The sequence below is a fragment of the Microvirga sp. GN3 genome (assembly GCF_055792825.1).
Map to the genome: position 1 here is coordinate 1 of NZ_JBVVAK010000085.1, position 16,901 is coordinate 16,901.

Below are 16,901 nucleotides of genomic sequence, written 5' to 3' on the forward strand. Positions count from 1 at the left end.
AGATCTGGTTCGCCCGCAACTATCGCACCCGTGTCGCCAACACGCTTCTGCTCGACAATGCGCTCGCCACCATGGGTGCCGGCCTGCCCTCGGCCATGATGGCGGCCCTGCTCTACCCCGAACGTCGCGTCCTTGCGGTCTGTGGCGACGGTGGGTTCATGATGAACTCGCAGGAACTGGAAACGGCGGTGCGTCTTAAACTTAATCTGGTGGTGCTGATCCTACAGGACGACGCCTATGGGATGATCCGCTGGAAGCAGGCCGTGGACGGGTATTCTGACTTTGGCCTGACCTTCGGCAATCCAGACTTCGTGACCTACGCCAAGGCCTATGGCGCCAAGGGCAGCCGGGTGGAAGGTCCTGACGATCTCGTGCCGACCCTGGAGGCCGCCTTTGCCGATGGCGGCATTCAACTCGTTACCATCCCGGTGGATTACTCGGAGAACATGCGGGTTCTCGTCGAGGAACTGCGTACCCAGGCCCAGAGTGGAGGCTCCAATGATTGAAGTCGTCCAGGCCTTCGATCGGGCACCGATCACCCAACTCGACAGCGATGAAGCAGGGGCGCTTGAGGAGAAGATCACAACCGCCAGGCGGCTGTTCAAAGATCGAGGGGCATGGCTCAAACCCTACGAACGGATTGAGATCCTTCGCCGGCTTGCCGTGCTGATGGAGGGCAAGCGCGAGCACTTCGGGCGTCAGATCGCCCGTGAGGGTGGCAAGCCTTTGACGGACGCGTTGGTCGAGGCCGACCGAGCCGTCGACGGCGTGCGGAATGCGGCTGACATGCTGCGTGTCGCGGCCGGCCAGGAGATCCCAATGGGCCTGACGCGGGCGAGCATTGACCGCCGGGCCTTCACCATCCATGAGCCGATTGGCGTTGTGGCGGCCATTTCCGCCTTCAACCATCCCCTGAACCTGATCGTCCATCAGGTCGCTCCTGCGATTGCCACCGGTTGTCCAGTGATCGTCAAGCCGGCAACGGCAACGCCGCTGTGCTGCGTCGACTTCGTGGCGCTCGTCCATGAGGCCGGGATGCCGGCCGGCTGGGTTCAGACCTTTCTGCCGGAGACCAGTGAGCTCGCCGAGGCACTCGCAACCGATCCTCGGATTGCATTCTTGAGCTTCATTGGCTCAAGTCGGGTCGGCTGGTATCTGCGCTCGAAGCTGGCGCCGGGGGCCCGCTGTGCCCTGGAACACGGCGGCGTCGCCCCTGCGATCATCGACCGAACTGCGGATCTTGACCGGATCGTCGAGCCCTTGGCGAAGGGTGGTTACTATCATGCCGGCCAGGTCTGCGTGTCGACTCAGCGCATCTTTGTGCACGCGGACCTTGAGAGCGCATTCATCGACCGCTTTGCCGCACGCGTGGAAGCTCTCAAAGTTGGCGATCCGACCCTGCCCGAGACTGAGGTCGGCCCGCTTATTGCGCCTCGCGAGGCTGATCGGGTCTCGTCCTGGATTGAGGAGGCTGTGTCGAGCGGGGCCCGCCTGATCGGCGGGGGACGTCTCAGCCACACCACGCTGCGTCCATCAATCCTGATCAATCCGCCCCGGGAGGCCAAGGTCTCGACGCTCGAGGTCTTTGGCCCGACCACCTGCATCTACCCGTTCACGCAACTCGATGAGGCGATCTCCGCTGCCAATTCGTTGCCGGTGGCGTTTCAGGCGAGCATCTTCACCGAGAACCTGCGAACCGCCCTCGACGCAGCCGAGCGGATCGACGCTGCGGCTGTGATGATCAACGATCACACAGCCTTTCGGACGGACTGGATGCCGTTCGCGGGACGGCACGTGTCCGGGCATGGCGTCGGCGGAATTCCCTGGACGATGAAGGAAATGACCGCGGAGAAGATGATCGTCTTTAGAACGTAAACGGAGCGACGCCGCCTCCACCGGCTCTACCGGCCGACATTGCCAAGCCATTTGAGCCCAACCTACTTCACGTCCCTTCATGCGCCTCAGCCCAAGAACTGGGCGGCTTGCTTCGCATTCCGATGAAGAATTCGGAATACAGACAAGCTCCTCGGTGCCAGCCGTGATATTTGGCAGGCCAATGGTACATCCATCTGGCTTGTTCTTGGGTCTGTTTCATCGCCCGGTCCGCAGACAGGATCACCTCATGCCGATCTCAACCCCGGCAGAAATGAGGACGTGCAATGGAAACAGCAACTCCAACGACGACGGCCTTGGCGCTCCACCGTCAAGGCCGCTGGTATCAACATCTCTATGTCCAGGTCCTGGGCGCCATCCTGGCAGGCGTCCTCCTGGGCCATTTCTATCCTTCGCTCGGCGAAGCGATGAAGCCCCTGGGCGATGCTTTCATCAAGATGATCAAGATGCTCATCGCGCCCATCATCTTTTTCACCATCGTGCATGGCATCGCCAGCATGAAAGACATGAGGAAGGTCGGCCGGGTCGGTTTAAAGGCCCTCATCTATTTCGAGGTCGTGACAACCCTTGCCCTCATTATCGGATTGGTCGTTGTCAACCTCTGGCAGCCGGGCGTCGGGGTCAATGTCGATCTTTCCCGGATCGACACCTCGGCCATCGCAAGCTTTACCGAAAAAGCGAAAGACCAAAGTACGGTCGCGTTCCTGATGGAAATCATCCCCTCGACCGTTGTCGGCGCGTTCGCAAACGGGGAAATCCTTCAGGTTCTCTTCGTCGCACTCTTGTTTGCGTTCGGGTTGCAAGCCCTCGGCGCGCGTGGCGAACCGGTGCTGCACCTCATCGACACCCTCGGGCAAATCTTCTTTCGCATCGTCGGTATCATCATGAAGCTCGCTCCGGTCGGCGCCTTCGGTGCAATGGCGTTCACGATCGGCAAGTATGGCGTCGGAACTCTCCTGTCGCTCGGCAACTTCATGCTGGCGTTCTATACAACCTGTCTGCTGTTTGTCTTTGTCGCATTGGGCGCCATCGCAGCGTTGTGCGGCTTCTCGATCTTCAAGTTCATCCGCTACATCAAGGAGGAGTTGCTGATCGTCCTCGGGACGTCGTCCTCGGAGTCGGTGCTGCCGCGTATGATAGCGAAGATGGAGAAACTCGGGTGCGGGCCCTCAGTCGTCGGACTGGTGATCCCCACTGGGTACTCGTTCAACCTTGATGGAACCTGCATCTATCTGACAATGGCGGCCGTGTTCCTGGCTCAGGCGACCAACACCGACCTGACCCTGTCCCAGGAGATTGGGATCATCGCCGTTCTTCTGCTCACGTCGAAGGGAGCAGCTGGCGTGACCGGCTCTGGCTTTATCGTGCTGGCGGCGACGCTGGCTTCAGTTGGCACGATCCCAGTCACCAGTATCGCTCTGATCCTTGGGATCGACCGCTTCATGTCTGAGGCGCGGGCGCTCACCAACCTGATCGGCAATGGCTTGGCAACCGTCGTTGTTGCCAAATGGGAAGGCGCTCTCGATGAGAAACAACTGCACCGCTCGCTCAACCAGGAGAGTGATCCCGAAGCCTTTGATCCAAAGACGATGACGGTGGCCGATGATCTTGCGAAGGGCGACTTCCTCCAGCAGCATCGTCACCTCAAAGCAGTGGGAACGCGTGCGCCTGTCTAGGCCGTGTGGCCAGGCGGTGAACTCACACCCAAGTGGACCCGCGGCGGCGATGTGCACTCATCGCCGCCGCTGGTTCTTAAGCATGGCTCGTGATGTAACGCTTACCGCTCCCACCCCTCATCAAATGGAAATCGCTTCGCCCAGAATTCCTTGAGACGGGGATCGGCATCGACCTGTCGGACGATTTCGGCCATCTTGGGCGCACTCTTGTAAAAGCGCGAGCGCCAGGGAGCGAAGCGCGAGATCACCGTGACATAGAGATCCAGCACCGAGAGTTCGTCGCCGAGGATGTAGCGGCCAGGTGTGATCTGTTCGTCCATCATGCGCCAACAGGCGGCAATGCGGTCATGAATGCGATCAATGATCGCCGGCGCATCTTCTTTGCTGGCAGCGATGCGCATAGCGTCGTCCTTAATCCAGGCAAACGCGTAGATAGCCGCCGAAACGTAGGCCATCCAGCGTAGATATAGTGCGCGCTTGGGGTCGTTGAGCCCTGGCGCCAGCTGTGCCTGTGGATAGAGATCGGCGAGATAGATCAGGATCGCAGCACTTTCGGTGATAACCTCGCCGGACGGCAGCATCAGCGCCGGGACTTGGCGCAGCGGATTGACCGTCTCGACCAGCTTGCGCGCCGCTTCGTCCTCCCAAGTGACCGCCTCGATCACCTCGTAAGGAACTCCGAGCAGAGTCAGCGTGGCCTCGATCGGAACTGAGCCCGATCCGACCGCGCCGAATATCTTGAGCATGCGTGCCTCCCGGCCAATTCTTGGGGATCGGATCGCCCTGGATGTAGGTGAGATCCTGATTGCACTGGGTTTTATAGCTGCTCCGATCACGAGTCTACGGGGCTCGATCGTCGACCCGTCTCCTGAATCTGCCCGCCTGCAGCGGATCGCAACGCCACCTTTGGCATGCCAATTCGGAGGATGTGATCGTCCCCGCTGCTGCCCGTCACTCTGAAAGTTCTCCGAGAGCCGACGGTGGGGAGCGATCAACGTCAATGGTGCAGTCTTTTCGGTCGGTCTCGGTCCTGTTTTGCCGCCCAGGACAGCTGCAAGATCGCCTCAGGCTCGATCGGCTCTCGCTGATTGCAACCTCCCTCAGGCGCCGGCTGTGGACCGGCTTTCATGGAGTGTCACATGTTTAGGAAGATTGCTTTGACCCTGCCTCTTCTTCTTCTCCCGAGCATCGCCCTAGCCGAAATGGGTGGTAAGACAGATCGCGACCGTGTCAACCGCGAGGTTGAGGCCATGATGCGGGATGGCCGCTGGGAGCGCGCCATTGCGGAAGGTCGAGCCAACAAGCAAGCCTTCGAGGCGCTGCGCCAGGCTGAAGACCGGATGCGGCCGCCCGCTACCGAATACACGGCGTCGCGGCCTGCTCGCCGATCTGCCGGTCACTGAGTCATGTCATACGGGAAGCAGCCTCTGTTGAACCAAACGGCCCTGGGAGGGAAACGCCAGGGCCGACCCGGATTGTACGCAGCGGCAGATTAACTCGGACAAACCTAGTATGCGTTTTTGCGCTTGCGTCGATAAACACGGACGAATATGGTCCGTGTTTATCGCAACTCCGATTGCTGGCAGACGCAACATACCGATATCATGGCACACCTGACCGTCAGCGTTGAGTATGGCATCCATTGCCTCCTGTGGCTTGTCGACTCTGATGCAGCCCTCAGCAGCCGGGATCTCGCCGAGCTGCAGGGCATCTCGCCCGGTTTCCTCGCCAAGATCTTTCCCAAGCTCGAAAAGGCGGGGATCGTCACGGCCAGCGAAGGCGCACGGGGAGGCTACTGCCTCGCACGTCCGGCCCAGGACATCACCTTCCTTGAGATCGTCGACGCGATTGAAGGCGACAAGCCTCTTTTCGATTGTCAGCAGATCAGGGGCCGCTGCGCCGTGTTCAAGGGCAAGCCGCCGGCATGGTCGAGCAACGGTGTCTGCGCCGTCCATGCGGTCATGCTGCAGGCCGAGAAGGCGATGCGAGATACACTGGCCTCCCAATCGCTGGCCGACGTGCATACAGCACTCGGATGCAAAGCCCCATCAGGTTTTCTCGGCCAGGTTCAAGACTGGATGTCGGACCGCCTCGATGCCCGTCGCCCCGGTCGCATCCGCCGATCCAAAGAGCCGCCGGGTTGATCCTGCGGCGGTCAGCCGCCCTCACCTCAAACATCTAGAATTTCTCGGCACCTTGCCGGACCTGCCGAGAACCCGTTGGGCATCAGCTTGACGGAATGGCTTCACACGTCCGGCTGAGACAGAGAAGTATCATGACCAAGAAGATTGTGATCGCCGGCTCGGGCTTTGCCGGCATGTGGGCTGCCGTCTCCGCCGCTCGGGCGGTGTCGCTTGCGGGCAGGGAAAAGGACATTGAGGTGATCGTCGTGTCACCCACGGCCAGCCTGACGATCCGGCCCCGTCTCTATGAAGCGGTTCTCGAGAACATGAACCCGGACCTCGCGCCGTTGTTCGACGCTGTCGGGGTCCGCCACATGGCTGGGCTGGTGCAGACGATCGATGCCGGCGCCCGCCTCATCGAAATCGGCAAGAACGACGGGACACAGCTACGCCTGCCCTACGACAAGTTCGTACTGGCCGCAGGTAGCTGCCTCTTTCAGCCGCCGGTGCCAGGGCTGGCGGAGCATACGTTCAATGTCGATCAGTTAGCGAGCGCTCGCAGGCTCGACAGCCACCTGAAATCCCTCGCGGACCGTCCTGAGACCGTCGCACGCAACACAGTTGTCGTCGCCGGAGGCGGCTTTACGGGGATCGAGACCGTTGCCGAGATGCCGGAGCGGCTGCGAGCAATTCTGGGAAGCAACGCTGCCATCCGGGTCGTCGTCGTTGAACAGGCGCCGCACATCGGTCCCGACCTCGGTCCAGTTCCGCGGCCGGTCATCGAACAGGCTCTGGCCGAGTGTGGGGTCGAGATCATCACCGGCGCTGCGGTTAACATCGTTTCTGCCGGCAGCGTTACCCTCTCATCCGGGGAGCGCATTCAGACGAACACCGTCATCTGGACCGCCGGAGCCCGCGCCAACCCACTTGCCGCCCAAATCCCAGGCGAGCGCGACCGCTTCGGCCGGGTGATCGGCGATGCTTTCCTCCATGCCGCAGAGGTGAACGACATCTTCGTCACCGGCGACGTCGTTCGCGCGGCAACGGACGGCGTTGGCAACACCACGTTGATGTCATGCCAGCACGCACAAAGCCTTGGTCGCGTTGCCGGTCATAACGCCGCCGCGGAACTGATTGGATTGCCGTTGCACCTGTACAGCCAGCCGAAATACGTCACCTGCCTCGATATCGGTCCTTGGGGGGGCTCTCTACACCGAGGGCTGGGACCGCCAGGTGCATCTGACGCGAGACGCTGGCAAGGCTCTAAAGCAAGAGATCAACACGACGTGGATTTACCCGCCTCGGGCTGATCGCAACGCAGCCTTTGCTGTCGCCAACCCGGACTTCGTGATCGTCCCCTAACCCCAATGTAGACACAACTGGTGCCTTGGCCGGGCTGCTGCTCGGTCAAGGCGGAGATACATATCTTGCGTAACATCGACGTTTCCTTTCTCACGCTCGCAAGCTTGTGCCTGGTGCTGAGTGTCTCCCTTGGCCTTGGAATGGGCTTCGCGCAGGATTTCTCGCTCAGCCACCTTCACTCTCACCTGAATCTCGTCGGATGGGTGTCGATGGCGCTCTTTGGGCTCACCTACCGTGCCTATCCGGCTCTGGCCGAAGGAAGACTGGCGAAAGCTCACTTTTTGCTTTCGGCGCCAAGCGGCATCATGTTTCCGGCGGGCATCTACCTGCTGATAACCTATGGTCAGCCGATACCGGCCGTCGCGGCCGCCATTGTCTGGCTCGCCGGCGCCACACTGTTTTGCGTCATGCTTGTGCGACTTGCGTTCGCCAAGGGCTTAGCGTGAGACGTCACGGCTTCAAAGCCATGTCCGGTCGCCAAATAGCTGACCGGACGACGTGACCAGCCCTATACTTCCTGCTCCCTGCGAGGAGTGCGGGATCGCAAATGACATGGCCGATGTCGGCAAAAGAAACTTGAGTCTCTCCGGCGGGAACTCGAATCCCGCTTCAAGGACGTGAGGATCGAGGTGGCCGGGTGCGCCGCTCGATGAAGCAGGTTCAAGTAACCGACTCCCTCGGGGCGGGTTGCGAGTTCCAGACGGGTTGAGCCAGCCAAGAGGGCCGCGTCGATGGTACAGCCTTTTTACTCATTCTTGGACCTGTTGAGAAGTCCATGCCAGCGGCAAGATCACGGCATTCCTGATCCCAACATGAGGCTTAGACAATGACGATAATCAAAGTTTCGAGTTTGGCTGGCGCCGCGGGCATCGCAATCACTCTCGCGGGTACGACCGTGTCCGCACACGGGCCGGAGCATGCCACGACAACACCAGTTTCGCAGACAGCTTCGGCGCAGGCCAACGGTGAGACTGTGAAACCGGTCTTTGAGCGCGCTATCCCGCATATCCCGGGCAAGAGCCTGATTGCCCTTGAGGTGACCTATACGCCGGGCGGCAAGTCGCCTTCCCATTATCATCCAAACTCCGCCTTCATCTATGCGCATGTGGTCTCCGGCGCCATTCGCAGCCAGGTCGGCGAGGAGCCAACCAAAGTCTACCGGACCGGCGAAGGTTGGTACGAGAATCCCGGCTCGCACCACAGAGTGAGCGAGAACGCCAGCGACAGCGAACCGGCAAAGCTGCTCGCCGTCTTCGTCGTCGATCCTAGAGATTCCCTGGTCATCCCGGACCGCCAGCAGGGATCGGCACGATGACCCAACGCATGAACTATGCGGCCGCCGCCCCGGGCGGCATGAAGGCCCTTGGCACGGTCTACAGCTATGTAGCCCAAAGCGGTTTGCCGACAGCCCTGATCGAACTGGTGTATCTACGCATCTCGCAGATCAACGGCTGCGCCTACTGCATCGACATGCACAGCCGCGACCTGCTCAAGGCCGAAGTGCCGGTCGAGAAGCTCGTGCTTGTCCAGTCTTGGGACGAAGGTGGAACCCTGTTCAGTGATCGCGAACGCGCGGCGTTGAAGTGGGCCGAAGTGGTCACGCGGGTCAGCGACACGCAGGTGCCCGAGGAGGCCTATACCGAAGCTCGCGCCACCTTCTCGGAGAAGGAACTCGCCGACCTGACCATCGCGATCGGCTTGATGAACGCCTTCAACCGCTTGGCGATCAGTTTCCGCGCCGTGCCGCTGGCTGCGGCAAGCCACTGACCGCCGCCGGTTCCTTTGAATGTGACATAGACATCTGAGACCCGGCACTGCGTGAGCCGGGTCTCAGGGTGCAACTCGGACGCACCGTGTTGCGTGGAATATTCCTACATCATTATCGGGGAACCGTAGAACCCTTCATTCGCACATAGGAAACGAAGATGCAGAGCCTCAAGGTAGCCTTTCCAGGGTCCCGTGGTGACCCGCTTTCCGCCCGGCTTGAACTCCCGCTCGGCCCGATCCGGTCCTATGCGATCTTCGCCCATTGCTTCACCTGCTCCAAGGATCTCTTTGCCTCCCGGCGCATCGCGTTCGAGCTCGCCATGCGGGGCATCGCGGTGTTGCGGTTCGATTTCACCGGCCTGGGGGCCTCGGGCGGCGAGTTCCCTAAAACCAACTTCTCCTCGAATGTCGAGGATCTCCGGCAAGCCGCCAAGTATCTCACGAGGCACTTTGGTCCCGCCGAACTCCTTGTCGGCCACTCCCTCGGTGGCGCCGCCGTGCTTGCGGTGGCCCCAGAGCTGCCCGAGGTCCGGGCGGTGGTCACGATCGGGGCTCCGGCTGATACTGCGCACGTGATCTCAAGCTTTCGCAGCCATGTGCCCGCCATCGAAAGTCAGGGCGAGGCCGAGGTGCAGCTGGCTGGACGCCGCTTCGCCATCCAGCAGCAGTTTCTGGATGACGTCCGCAGGCAGCATCTCGAGACGAAGATCCGCAGTCTTGGTCGTCCGCTGCTTGTCCTGCACGCTCCCGATGACGACATCGTTGGAGTCGATAACGCCAAGCGAATTTTTGAGGCTGCCCAGCATCCGAAGAGCTTCGTCTCCCTCGACGGCGCGGATCATCTCCTGACCCGCCATGAGGACGCGGCCTTTGTCGCAGAGGTGATCAGCGCCTGGTACGGCCGGCATCTGGCGCGTTCGTCCCATGCAGAGGCGGTTGCCAATCACGATGGCGTCCTCGTGCGGGCGTCGGGTGAGGGCCGCTTCCAGCAGGTTGTCGAAGCCGGGCGGCACCGGTTCCTTGCCGACGAGCCTGAGAGCTATGGCGGACTGGACAGCGGACCCAGTCCTTACGCCTTCCTATCGGCGGGGCTCGGAGCGTGTACGTCGATGACGCTCCAGCTTTATGCCGAGCGGAAAGGATGGCAGCTGCCGCCATATACGGTCGAGGTTCGGCACGCCAAAGTTCATGCTGAAGACTGCTTGAGCTGCACGGAGGGTCATACCGGCAAGATCGATCAGTTCGTGCGGCGGATCACCTTTGAAACCGATCCCGGCCCTGCGGTGACGGACAAGATCGCAGAGATTGCTGACAAGTGCTCAGTCCATCGAACCCTTGAAGCGCGCTCAGACATGGCTTTGTTGCATTAACTTGGACCAGGCGCAACGAACCTCGTCGAATGGGCTGCTCAGGCCGCGAGACCGAAGAGCTGGTTCACCAGACGGATTTCTCCTATCACTCCGGGCTGTGTCTGGACGCAGTGGCCGCGACGGATCATCCGCATGACCTCAAAGCCCTTCAGCGTCGCGGAAGCTGTTCTCATCGTCTCGAAGCCGCGGGTCGGCCGGATCACGCGCTTGAGCGCGCCGTGATCTGCCTCGATGATGTTGTTCAGGTATTTCGATGTCCGATGCTCGACACCTTTCGATAGCAGCCCTTCATCCTGCAAGCGTCGGATGGCCTTCGGGTAAGATACCAGTTTATCAGTCGTGATCGAGGATGGCGGACAGTGCCTCATCATCTTGAGGGCTTTGCGCAGGAAGCGATACGCCGCTCGGGTATTCCGGCGGTCTGACAGCATGAAGTCGATGAGCTGACCGTGCTTGTCGACGGCGCGGAACAGATATTTCCACTTGCCGCCAACCCGCACGTAAGTTTCGTCGATGCGCCATGATCCGGACCGGGAACCCTGGTACTGGCGGACCCTCTTGTCGATCTCTGGCGCGTAGCGCTGGACCCAACGGAAGAGGGTGGAGGGATCGACCGCGACACCGCGCTCCTGCATCATCTCAGACAGATCGCGATAGCTGATCCCGTACTTACAGTACCAGCGCACGCACAGCAGGATGATCTCAACGGGAAAGCGGCGGCGCTTGAACAGAGACAATAGGGCGGCTCCTCGATTAGCCGCCCGTCACTAGACTGCCAAGGTTAATGCAACGAAGCCAGTCGATTAGCGAAGGTCTCGTATTGCCGAGGACGCCACTTATGAAATGTCACCCGCTGTTCTACCGAAGCGGGCGGCTCGCGACCGATCCAATGGGAATGCTCTCATAGAGTGTCAAACCTTCTTCGAAGCGAAGGGCCGAACAGGTGGATTGCGCCTCATAGAAGAGGCGAATGATTTCGCCGAGTTGATCGTCGTCCAGCTCATGAGCCGTCCTGTGCTGATCGATCAATTCAGCAATGTGGCTGTTCCAGGCCCGACAGGCGGCTGAGAGCGGAGGCCGTTGTTCCATCGCTTGGCTGGGGCAAGCAACCAGAAGCCCGCAAGTGATGACAGAGGCCTGAGCACAGACGCGCGCACGCAGTCGGCATTGAGATGCCATCTCGACCTCCCCGAAGGGAGAGGATCGTCAGTGGGCACTATGACTGATCGGAACAGGGCAGAGAGCGCTTGGTGCAAGCCCGGCAGTCATCGTACCGATCTCCTCTCAAGCATGTCGGCATCATAACAGCCGCCGTTGTCTGAGCGTGTGCGCGGCCGCACAAGCATTCACCAGAAGTTTTACAAATTGGCTTAGAGCCTTATTTCTGCATATGGGATCAGCTCACTGGCAATGTTGAACAATCTCGCCGGCCTCAGGCATGCAGAGAGGCATGGGCATGTTACAGTAATCGTCATACGCAAAACGGCTGTGTTGCATTAACTGGGGCAGTGTAAAGCGGAACGGCCAGTCAGAGGGCTCCGTTGCATTAACCTTGGCAGTTTAATGAAGGGCGGCCAGTCGAGGAGCCGTCCTGTTGTCCCTGTTCAAGCGCCGCCGCTTTCCCGTCGAGATCATCCTGCTGTGCGTGCGCTGGTACTGCAAGTACGGCATCAGCTACCGCGACCTGTCCGAGATGATGCAGGAGCGCGGCGTCGAGGTCGACCCGAGCACGATCTTCCGCTGGGTGCAACGCTATGCGCCAGAGATCGAGAAGAGGGTGCGTCAATACCAAGGGCCTCGCTCGGGCTCTTGGCGAGTGGATGAAACTTATGTGCGGGTTGGCGGGAAGTGGAAATATCTGTTTCGTGCGGTCGACAAGCATGGGCAGTTGATCGACTTCATGCTGTCAGACCGCCGCAACACCAGGGCCGCCTATCGCTTCCTGCGCAAAGCTCTTAGGACGGTGAGCGACTATCCGCCATCCTCAATTACGACGGACAAACTGGCGTCTTATCCGAAGGCAATCCAGCGCCTGCAAGAGGAGGGCTTGCTGTCGGAAAATGTTGAGCACCGGACATCGAAATATTTGAATAACATCATTGAGGCCGACCATGGCGCGCTCAAGCGCGTCATCAGGCCAACCCGCGGCTTCCAGAGGATAGCAACAGCCTCCGCTACCATCAGGGGCTTTGAGGTGATGCGCATGATCCGCCGCGGCCATTGCGGCCTGGCACAGCGCGGCGTGACAGGCGAAATCCGTCTTGTGAATCAGCTGTTCGGTCTCACGGCCTGAGTGACCCATTCGACTGGGTTCGTTATGTTCTTTCCAAGTTACTGCAACGGAGCCATCAGACCAGCCTACAGAGCAGAGCCTCTTTGATCCCTGACAGGATCCGACATCAGTATGTCAGACACTGACTCGAAGGCGCGCCGGGGCAGTCTTGACGCTGCCATTCAAACCCACCTCGGCGCGCAGCTGCGTGCCCTCTACGGTGATCCGTCTGAAAGTAAGCTTCCCCTTGAGCTGCGCCTGCTCGCCCGACGGGTGGCCCAGACCATCCGTGCGCACACCGAGCCGGTGGACCAGGCCTTCATGGATGGGATCATGGACAATCTCGCCCCGCTCCGAGCCTATGCCATATCGCTGACCAAGGCCGTCGATCGCGCTGAGGATCTGGTTCAGGACACGGTGCTCCGCGCTCTCAGCAGGCAGGAGAGCTTCGAAGCAGGCACGAACCTGCAGGCCTGGCTCTTCACGATCCTGCGCAACAGCTTTTTCACAGAACATCGCAGGGCCGCGCGTGAGATTGAGGATGTGGATGGTCGGCTGGCCGGCGAGATGACGACAAGTGCGGATCAGGAGAGCAGGCTTATTCTCCAGGAGCTGGAGGCGGCGCTAGCCAGACTGCCTCGGGAGCAACGAGAGGCACTTCTGTTCGTAGCCATGGAGGGCCTCTTATATGAGGAAACGGCAGCAGCATTGGGCTGCGCTGTCGGCACTGTGAAGAGCCGGGTCAACCGTGCCAGGCACAGGCTGGCCGAGATGCTCGATCTGAATGCGGATGACCGTGGTGGTAACCGGATGCGTGAGCCTTGATCCTCACGGCTTCGGGTAGGTTGGAAGAAGCCGCCAAGCAGTCGGAGAGGTCTCGGCCTGTCCTGCCATTTCGGACGGCCGTGTGGCCGCGATATGCCGGCTCAGGGCGTGGCGTGGTCCCCAGGCGCATCTTCCTTGAGGCATGTGCACGTGCATAAGCGGTAGGATGGACCTATTCGGACTGTGTTCGGTTGAACCAACAGCTGCCCCCCGACAGGCTGCCAGTAAGCATGGAGACCTCGTCATGGCTGAGGCGCGGGTCGGTGTTCGGGTCGCGGATGACCATCAATCCGTGACGATCGAGATTGGTCCTGTCGCGGGCCTATCCGAGCCCGTCGCCTTTGAGCTTGAGCAACTCACGACGATCATCAAGCTGCTGGGACACGCAAGGGCTCGCATGGCGTGATTTGCCCGTCGTTATCATCTTAGGGTTGGCGATCAGGCTCGTGTTCGGCCAAATCGTGAAGCTGCTTCCACCCGAGCCGACAAACATTACCAGCCAAGCGAAGCGCTAAGCTTATGTGAAGCACTCCCCCGCTTCCCTTCCGCAGGCTGGCAAGGATAACACCAATGAAAAAGCCTCTCACGCAGACACAATGTGAGGGGCTAAGTCGATTGGAGTGTGCGGCGGTCCGAGCCGCGCAACGCGAGTACCAGCGTTCGATAACGCTTCTGAGACACGAAGGGCCTCCGTTACGACGGACAGGAGCAAAGCGACAAGCTCAAGGTTCGCGCAACTCAGCTTGTTCGGGAATGAGAGAACCCTCTGCGAATCACGCAACTTTCTGGAACACCAACCACGCCTCTTGTTGCCCCCTCGAACTCAGGAGGCCAAGCATGCCATCTAATCCAGGGCGCGAGGAAGGAGGCTTCCCCATCTCTGCCGGCATCCTGTTCGGCCTTGGGCTTGGTGGCTTCTTCGACGGGATCGTATTGCATCAAATCTTGCAATGGCACCACATGCTCACCAGCGCTGGCTATCCGCCCGACAGCGTGGAGAACCTGAAGGTCAACACCCTCTGGGATGGCATCTTCCACGCCAGCACCTACATCTTCACGGCGCTCAGCTTCTGGATCCTGTGGCGCTACTCGCGGAAGAACCACGTGCGCTGGTCGGGCAAGCTGCTGCCGGGAACGTTCCTGATGGGGTTCGGCATCTTCAACCTTGTTGAGGGCATCATCGACCACCAGATCCTCGGCATCCACCACGTCAACGAGACGGTGCCGCGGGAGCAGTGGATCTACTGGGATATCGGCTTCCTGGTCTGGGGCGTGGCCATGCTGATCGGCGGCTGGCTCCTGCTGCGAGCAGGACAGCGTAGTATGGCCAGATCCGACAACACGGGCATGCTACGCTCCTAAAGAAGGCTGCAAGTCCGGTTCCATGAACGGATTTCTCGGAATTACGCAGACGAATTTCTCGCTCCTGTGATCATCTGAGCGCTAGCACTGTCAGGGTGAATACCCCTAGGAGGAACACCACCGCTGCAGCACTCAGGACAGCCAGGGCGATGTCGGGATGCCTATAGTCCATGAAATGCCCTCCGGTGCTTCACCCGTCGCAACTTGGAACGGGTAGTATCTCTACTGCTCCCTCAGCCGCCGCACGTTCGGCAGCGTTCCGGCTATCGGACTCGAGGCCCACACCGTCGGCCGTGACACTGCCGTCCTCGCGCACGTCGCCGTAGAAGTACGGCACTGTAGATCTCTCTTCCTGAATGGATACCAAACACTTTGGAGGGGGATGGTCTGTTCGGGCGATGGCGCGGCGAGACTGGAGGCCTCACCGGAATGAGAGCCAAGGGAAAGGGCCGCGCCCAGTCTTGTGACCGTGTTCGCGACCCTTGAGCCCGTATTTGCCCCTACGGGTCGGCTCCTGGAGCGCCCTGCGAAAGAGTGAGCGCTTTCTTTTTGTCGACTTAGATTTTCAGGAAATTAGCCTCGCGCAGCGATCCATTCCATATTGTGGCTTATGTGAAATTGCGCGGTAGGTTTGACGTGCGCTGGTGCGGCACCATAGGCCATCTGGCCGATGGTTCTTTTCCTAAATGGGCTCATATGGCTGGGTTCACCCGGAGGAGAACCCGTGAAGCCTATTGAACGCGATGAACTCGCCAAGCACCAGAAGCTGGAGGCGATCAATGCCCGCCTGGCCCAGCATGACCGGAAAGCCCAGATCACGCTGCTCCTGGTCGTCGTCCTGAATGTCGTGATCCTCGCCCTGCTGGGCTTCCTCCTCTTCGGCCACGACTGAGGGCCGGCTGCTCCCCGTTCCAGCCTGAGAATTATGCGAAATTGCGCGGCCGATTTTCGCGCGCTCGCTAGCGAGCGGAAGCCCCAATGAAAGAGGGCCGCGCTGGTCTTGCAACCCTCAATCGCCAGATTGCCGACTGCCGGTCGGCTGCCAACCCGTGCGCTGGGAAATGGTCCATTATCTGCCGGCATCACCTCGATTACCGGTTCTACCTTGATCTCCTGATCGCGTGCTAGCGCCCTCCGATAAGGCCCGGCACCCGCCGTTGATACGCTGCTCCCCCACCATGCATTGTCTCTCTCGAGGGCCAGTCTCCGCGAACGCAGGCCCGAGCCCAGCGAGCAAGAACCCAGCAAGTGCGATTCCGTATGCCTTGATCATCAGCCTTCTCCGTTGGTGATGATTGGACTCTGAATCACCTTGCAGACAGGGACTGTGAACTGTGTCACACCGGCGAAATTCTTTATTCTTGTGGAGCCGCACCTGAGAGAGGAGTTCAGCCTCGCGACGAGGCGACGTGCACCGGTTCCATACTGAGGCTTATGCGAAATTCGTCAGCGATATATTCTCGTGCCGAGCGAAGGGGATTTGGCTCTCGCCCGGCCCGCAGACCGTAAGGCTGCGTCATACCATCTGGCCAGCCTGACCGCTGCGGCGCGGAAACTCACTAGACAAGCCGTTTGTTCGCCATTCCATAAAGGCGCTATAGAATGCGTACCCACCTTCCAGAATTAATACCCTCAAAAAGCAAGTTTTCCTTGATAAGACCCGTTAGAGGTAGCCTATAATTTGTATATTTGTAGTAATATTGTCAGATTTTATAGAAAGAACTTGCAAATACAATTCAAAATAATGAACATTTATTTTCGTGGCGACTGCACAAGCTTGACTATAAAGTCCCATTTGTAATGCCTTGTTTGAGTAAACCTCATTGTATTCAGTAACAACCCAAGCCCAAACTTCATTACGACGCACAAGGCGCCGTTCCTCCCTCCAATGGAGGTTTTGACATGCACGCAAGGATCCTAGCCGCCCTTGTTGTTTGCGTAGCCGCCTCAGCTCCGGTCACTGCCGGTGAAATCAAGGGAACCGGCCAATTCATCGAGCACCGCGCATCGACTGGCCAGTCGGCCTGCCGCTTCTCGGGCCTGAACGACGGCTATTTCGGGGATCCCACAGCCCCGCGCACGCAGTCCTTCGGCCAACTCATGCGCCAAGGCGGAAGGGAGGAGTACGAGGGGCCGACCCCAGGTGAGGCCTGCAATCCGACGAGCGAGTCCGACGAATAGCCCCACCCGCAGGAATAACCTTTTGCGATTGGACCAGTCGGCCGGTCTGGCAAGCTCGTTTGGGTCCTGT

The 16,901-nt window shown here is 59.9% G+C and carries 20 protein-coding genes; 17 read left to right on the forward strand and 3 right to left on the reverse strand.

The window, feature by feature from the left end; translation table 11 throughout:
* The 3 genes from ACS5Q1_RS30255 to ACS5Q1_RS30265 form a co-directional block, all read left to right on the forward strand.
* Positions 1 to 506, forward strand: a 506-nt coding sequence (locus ACS5Q1_RS30255) for a thiamine pyrophosphate-dependent enzyme (protein ID WP_473101679.1), incomplete at its 5' end; no start/stop codon positions are given.
* The gene (locus ACS5Q1_RS30260; RefSeq protein WP_473101680.1) at positions 499 to 1,875 is read left to right on the forward strand and encodes an aldehyde dehydrogenase family protein; all 1,377 of its coding nucleotides are present in this window, start codon (positions 499 to 501) and stop codon (positions 1,873 to 1,875) included. The genes ACS5Q1_RS30255 and ACS5Q1_RS30260, both read left to right, overlap by 8 nt.
* A gap of 284 nt (positions 1,876 to 2,159) precedes the next feature.
* The gene (locus ACS5Q1_RS30265; protein WP_473101681.1) at positions 2,160 to 3,569 is read left to right on the forward strand and encodes a dicarboxylate/amino acid:cation symporter; all 1,410 of its coding nucleotides are present in this window, start codon (positions 2,160 to 2,162) and stop codon (positions 3,567 to 3,569) included.
* A 101-nt stretch (positions 3,570 to 3,670) separates the two neighbouring features.
* Here ACS5Q1_RS30265 and ACS5Q1_RS30270 read toward each other — a convergent pair whose 3' ends face one another.
* On the reverse strand, positions 3,671 to 4,315 hold the full coding sequence (locus ACS5Q1_RS30270; RefSeq protein WP_473101682.1) for a glutathione S-transferase family protein: 645 nt from the start codon (positions 4,313 to 4,315) through the stop codon (positions 3,671 to 3,673).
* Positions 4,316 to 4,708: 393 nt separating this feature from the next.
* Here ACS5Q1_RS30270 and ACS5Q1_RS30275 point away from each other — a divergent pair, with 393 nt between their 5' ends.
* The 7 genes from ACS5Q1_RS30275 to ACS5Q1_RS30305 all read left to right on the forward strand — a co-directional run bounded on the left by ACS5Q1_RS30275 (position 4,709) and on the right by ACS5Q1_RS30305 (position 10,191).
* On the forward strand, positions 4,709 to 4,972 hold the full coding sequence (locus tag ACS5Q1_RS30275) for a hypothetical protein (protein ID WP_203445934.1): 264 nt from the start codon (positions 4,709 to 4,711) through the stop codon (positions 4,970 to 4,972).
* 201 nt (positions 4,973 to 5,173) lie between these two features.
* Complete coding sequence (locus ACS5Q1_RS30280; protein ID WP_473101683.1) at positions 5,174 to 5,713, forward strand: RrF2 family transcriptional regulator; 540 nt, start codon at positions 5,174 to 5,176, stop codon at positions 5,711 to 5,713.
* A 131-nt stretch (positions 5,714 to 5,844) separates the two neighbouring features.
* On the forward strand, positions 5,845 to 7,002 hold the full coding sequence (locus ACS5Q1_RS30285; protein WP_473101684.1) for an NAD(P)/FAD-dependent oxidoreductase: 1,158 nt from the start codon (positions 5,845 to 5,847) through the stop codon (positions 7,000 to 7,002).
* A gap of 117 nt (positions 7,003 to 7,119) precedes the next feature.
* Complete coding sequence (locus tag ACS5Q1_RS30290) at positions 7,120 to 7,500, forward strand: hypothetical protein (protein WP_473101685.1); 381 nt, start codon at positions 7,120 to 7,122, stop codon at positions 7,498 to 7,500.
* Positions 7,501 to 7,880: 380 nt separating this feature from the next.
* Positions 7,881 to 8,369: a cupin domain-containing protein gene (locus ACS5Q1_RS30295; RefSeq protein WP_473101686.1), complete on the forward strand. Its 489-nt coding sequence runs from the start codon at positions 7,881 to 7,883 to the stop codon at positions 8,367 to 8,369.
* Positions 8,366 to 8,821, forward strand: a complete 456-nt coding sequence (locus tag ACS5Q1_RS30300) for a carboxymuconolactone decarboxylase family protein (protein WP_473101687.1) — start codon at positions 8,366 to 8,368, stop codon at positions 8,819 to 8,821. Before ACS5Q1_RS30295 ends, ACS5Q1_RS30300 begins: the two co-directional genes overlap by 4 nt.
* Before the next feature lie 158 nt (positions 8,822 to 8,979).
* Positions 8,980 to 10,191: a bifunctional alpha/beta hydrolase/OsmC family protein gene (locus tag ACS5Q1_RS30305; protein ID WP_473101688.1), complete on the forward strand. Its 1,212-nt coding sequence runs from the start codon at positions 8,980 to 8,982 to the stop codon at positions 10,189 to 10,191.
* Between the two features lie 38 nt (positions 10,192 to 10,229).
* On the opposite strand, the gene ACS5Q1_RS30310 is transcribed toward ACS5Q1_RS30305, so the two are convergent.
* Positions 10,230 to 10,928 carry an IS6 family transposase gene (locus ACS5Q1_RS30310; RefSeq protein WP_473101689.1) on the reverse strand — a complete coding sequence of 233 codons (699 nt, stop codon included), beginning with the start codon at positions 10,926 to 10,928 and terminating at the stop codon, positions 10,230 to 10,232.
* A 106-nt stretch (positions 10,929 to 11,034) separates the two neighbouring features.
* On the opposite strand from ACS5Q1_RS30310, the gene ACS5Q1_RS30315 reads away from it, so the two are divergent.
* The 5 genes from ACS5Q1_RS30315 to ACS5Q1_RS30335 all read left to right on the forward strand — a co-directional run bounded on the left by ACS5Q1_RS30315 (position 11,035) and on the right by ACS5Q1_RS30335 (position 14,650).
* Positions 11,035 to 11,259, forward strand: coding sequence for a hypothetical protein (locus ACS5Q1_RS30315; RefSeq protein WP_473101690.1), 225 nt, complete (start codon positions 11,035 to 11,037; stop codon positions 11,257 to 11,259).
* A gap of 526 nt (positions 11,260 to 11,785) precedes the next feature.
* Entirely contained in the window at positions 11,786 to 12,484 is a 699-nt protein-coding gene (locus ACS5Q1_RS30320; RefSeq protein WP_473101691.1) for an IS6 family transposase, read from the forward strand.
* A gap of 111 nt (positions 12,485 to 12,595) precedes the next feature.
* Positions 12,596 to 13,288, forward strand: a complete 693-nt coding sequence (locus ACS5Q1_RS30325; RefSeq protein WP_473101692.1) for a sigma-70 family RNA polymerase sigma factor — start codon at positions 12,596 to 12,598, stop codon at positions 13,286 to 13,288.
* Between the two features lie 244 nt (positions 13,289 to 13,532).
* On the forward strand, positions 13,533 to 13,694 hold the full coding sequence (locus ACS5Q1_RS30330) for a hypothetical protein (protein WP_473101693.1): 162 nt from the start codon (positions 13,533 to 13,535) through the stop codon (positions 13,692 to 13,694).
* A 431-nt stretch (positions 13,695 to 14,125) separates the two neighbouring features.
* Positions 14,126 to 14,650: a DUF2243 domain-containing protein gene (locus tag ACS5Q1_RS30335; RefSeq protein WP_473101694.1), complete on the forward strand. Its 525-nt coding sequence runs from the start codon at positions 14,126 to 14,128 to the stop codon at positions 14,648 to 14,650.
* Between the two features lie 190 nt (positions 14,651 to 14,840).
* Here the strand turns inward: ACS5Q1_RS30335 and ACS5Q1_RS30340 are convergent, their stop codons facing one another.
* The gene (locus ACS5Q1_RS30340) at positions 14,841 to 14,987 is read right to left on the reverse strand and encodes a hypothetical protein (RefSeq protein WP_473101695.1); all 147 of its coding nucleotides are present in this window, start codon (positions 14,985 to 14,987) and stop codon (positions 14,841 to 14,843) included.
* Between the two features lie 387 nt (positions 14,988 to 15,374).
* Here ACS5Q1_RS30340 and ACS5Q1_RS30345 point away from each other — a divergent pair, with 387 nt between their 5' ends.
* Both ACS5Q1_RS30345 and ACS5Q1_RS30350 read left to right on the forward strand, forming a co-directional pair.
* Positions 15,375 to 15,542 (forward strand): hypothetical protein, encoded by a 168-nt coding sequence (locus ACS5Q1_RS30345; protein WP_473101696.1) that lies wholly within the window; start codon positions 15,375 to 15,377, stop codon positions 15,540 to 15,542.
* A 1,010-nt stretch (positions 15,543 to 16,552) separates the two neighbouring features.
* Positions 16,553 to 16,831 carry a hypothetical protein gene (locus ACS5Q1_RS30350; RefSeq protein WP_473101697.1) on the forward strand — a complete coding sequence of 93 codons (279 nt, stop codon included), beginning with the start codon at positions 16,553 to 16,555 and terminating at the stop codon, positions 16,829 to 16,831.
* Positions 16,832 to 16,901 lie beyond the last annotated feature (70 nt).

Excerpts from the sequence above, each read along its gene's own strand:
- ACS5Q1_RS30260 (WP_473101680.1), top strand. The coding sequence starts at position 499 with ATGATTGAAGTCGTCCAGGCCTTCGATCGGGCACCGATCACCCAACTC.
- ACS5Q1_RS30325 (WP_473101692.1), top strand. The coding sequence starts at position 12,596 with ATGTCAGACACTGACTCGAAGGCGCGCCGGGGCAGTCTTGACGCTGCC.
- ACS5Q1_RS30285 (WP_473101684.1), top strand. The coding sequence starts at position 5,845 with ATGACCAAGAAGATTGTGATCGCCGGCTCGGGCTTTGCCGGCATGTGG.
- ACS5Q1_RS30305 (WP_473101688.1), top strand. The coding sequence starts at position 8,980 with ATGCAGAGCCTCAAGGTAGCCTTTCCAGGGTCCCGTGGTGACCCGCTT.
- ACS5Q1_RS30275 (WP_203445934.1), top strand. The coding sequence starts at position 4,709 with ATGTTTAGGAAGATTGCTTTGACCCTGCCTCTTCTTCTTCTCCCGAGC.
- ACS5Q1_RS30300 (WP_473101687.1), top strand. The coding sequence starts at position 8,366 with ATGACCCAACGCATGAACTATGCGGCCGCCGCCCCGGGCGGCATGAAG.
- ACS5Q1_RS30350 (WP_473101697.1), top strand. The coding sequence starts at position 16,553 with ATGCACGCAAGGATCCTAGCCGCCCTTGTTGTTTGCGTAGCCGCCTCA.
- ACS5Q1_RS30265 (WP_473101681.1), top strand. The coding sequence starts at position 2,160 with ATGGAAACAGCAACTCCAACGACGACGGCCTTGGCGCTCCACCGTCAA.
- ACS5Q1_RS30335 (WP_473101694.1), top strand. The coding sequence starts at position 14,126 with ATGCCATCTAATCCAGGGCGCGAGGAAGGAGGCTTCCCCATCTCTGCC.
- ACS5Q1_RS30270 (WP_473101682.1), bottom strand. The coding sequence starts at position 4,315 with ATGCTCAAGATATTCGGCGCGGTCGGATCGGGCTCAGTTCCGATCGAG.
- ACS5Q1_RS30315 (WP_473101690.1), top strand. The coding sequence starts at position 11,035 with ATGTCACCCGCTGTTCTACCGAAGCGGGCGGCTCGCGACCGATCCAAT.
- ACS5Q1_RS30295 (WP_473101686.1), top strand. The coding sequence starts at position 7,881 with ATGACGATAATCAAAGTTTCGAGTTTGGCTGGCGCCGCGGGCATCGCA.
- ACS5Q1_RS30280 (WP_473101683.1), top strand. The coding sequence starts at position 5,174 with ATGGCACACCTGACCGTCAGCGTTGAGTATGGCATCCATTGCCTCCTG.
- ACS5Q1_RS30330 (WP_473101693.1), top strand. The coding sequence starts at position 13,533 with ATGGCTGAGGCGCGGGTCGGTGTTCGGGTCGCGGATGACCATCAATCC.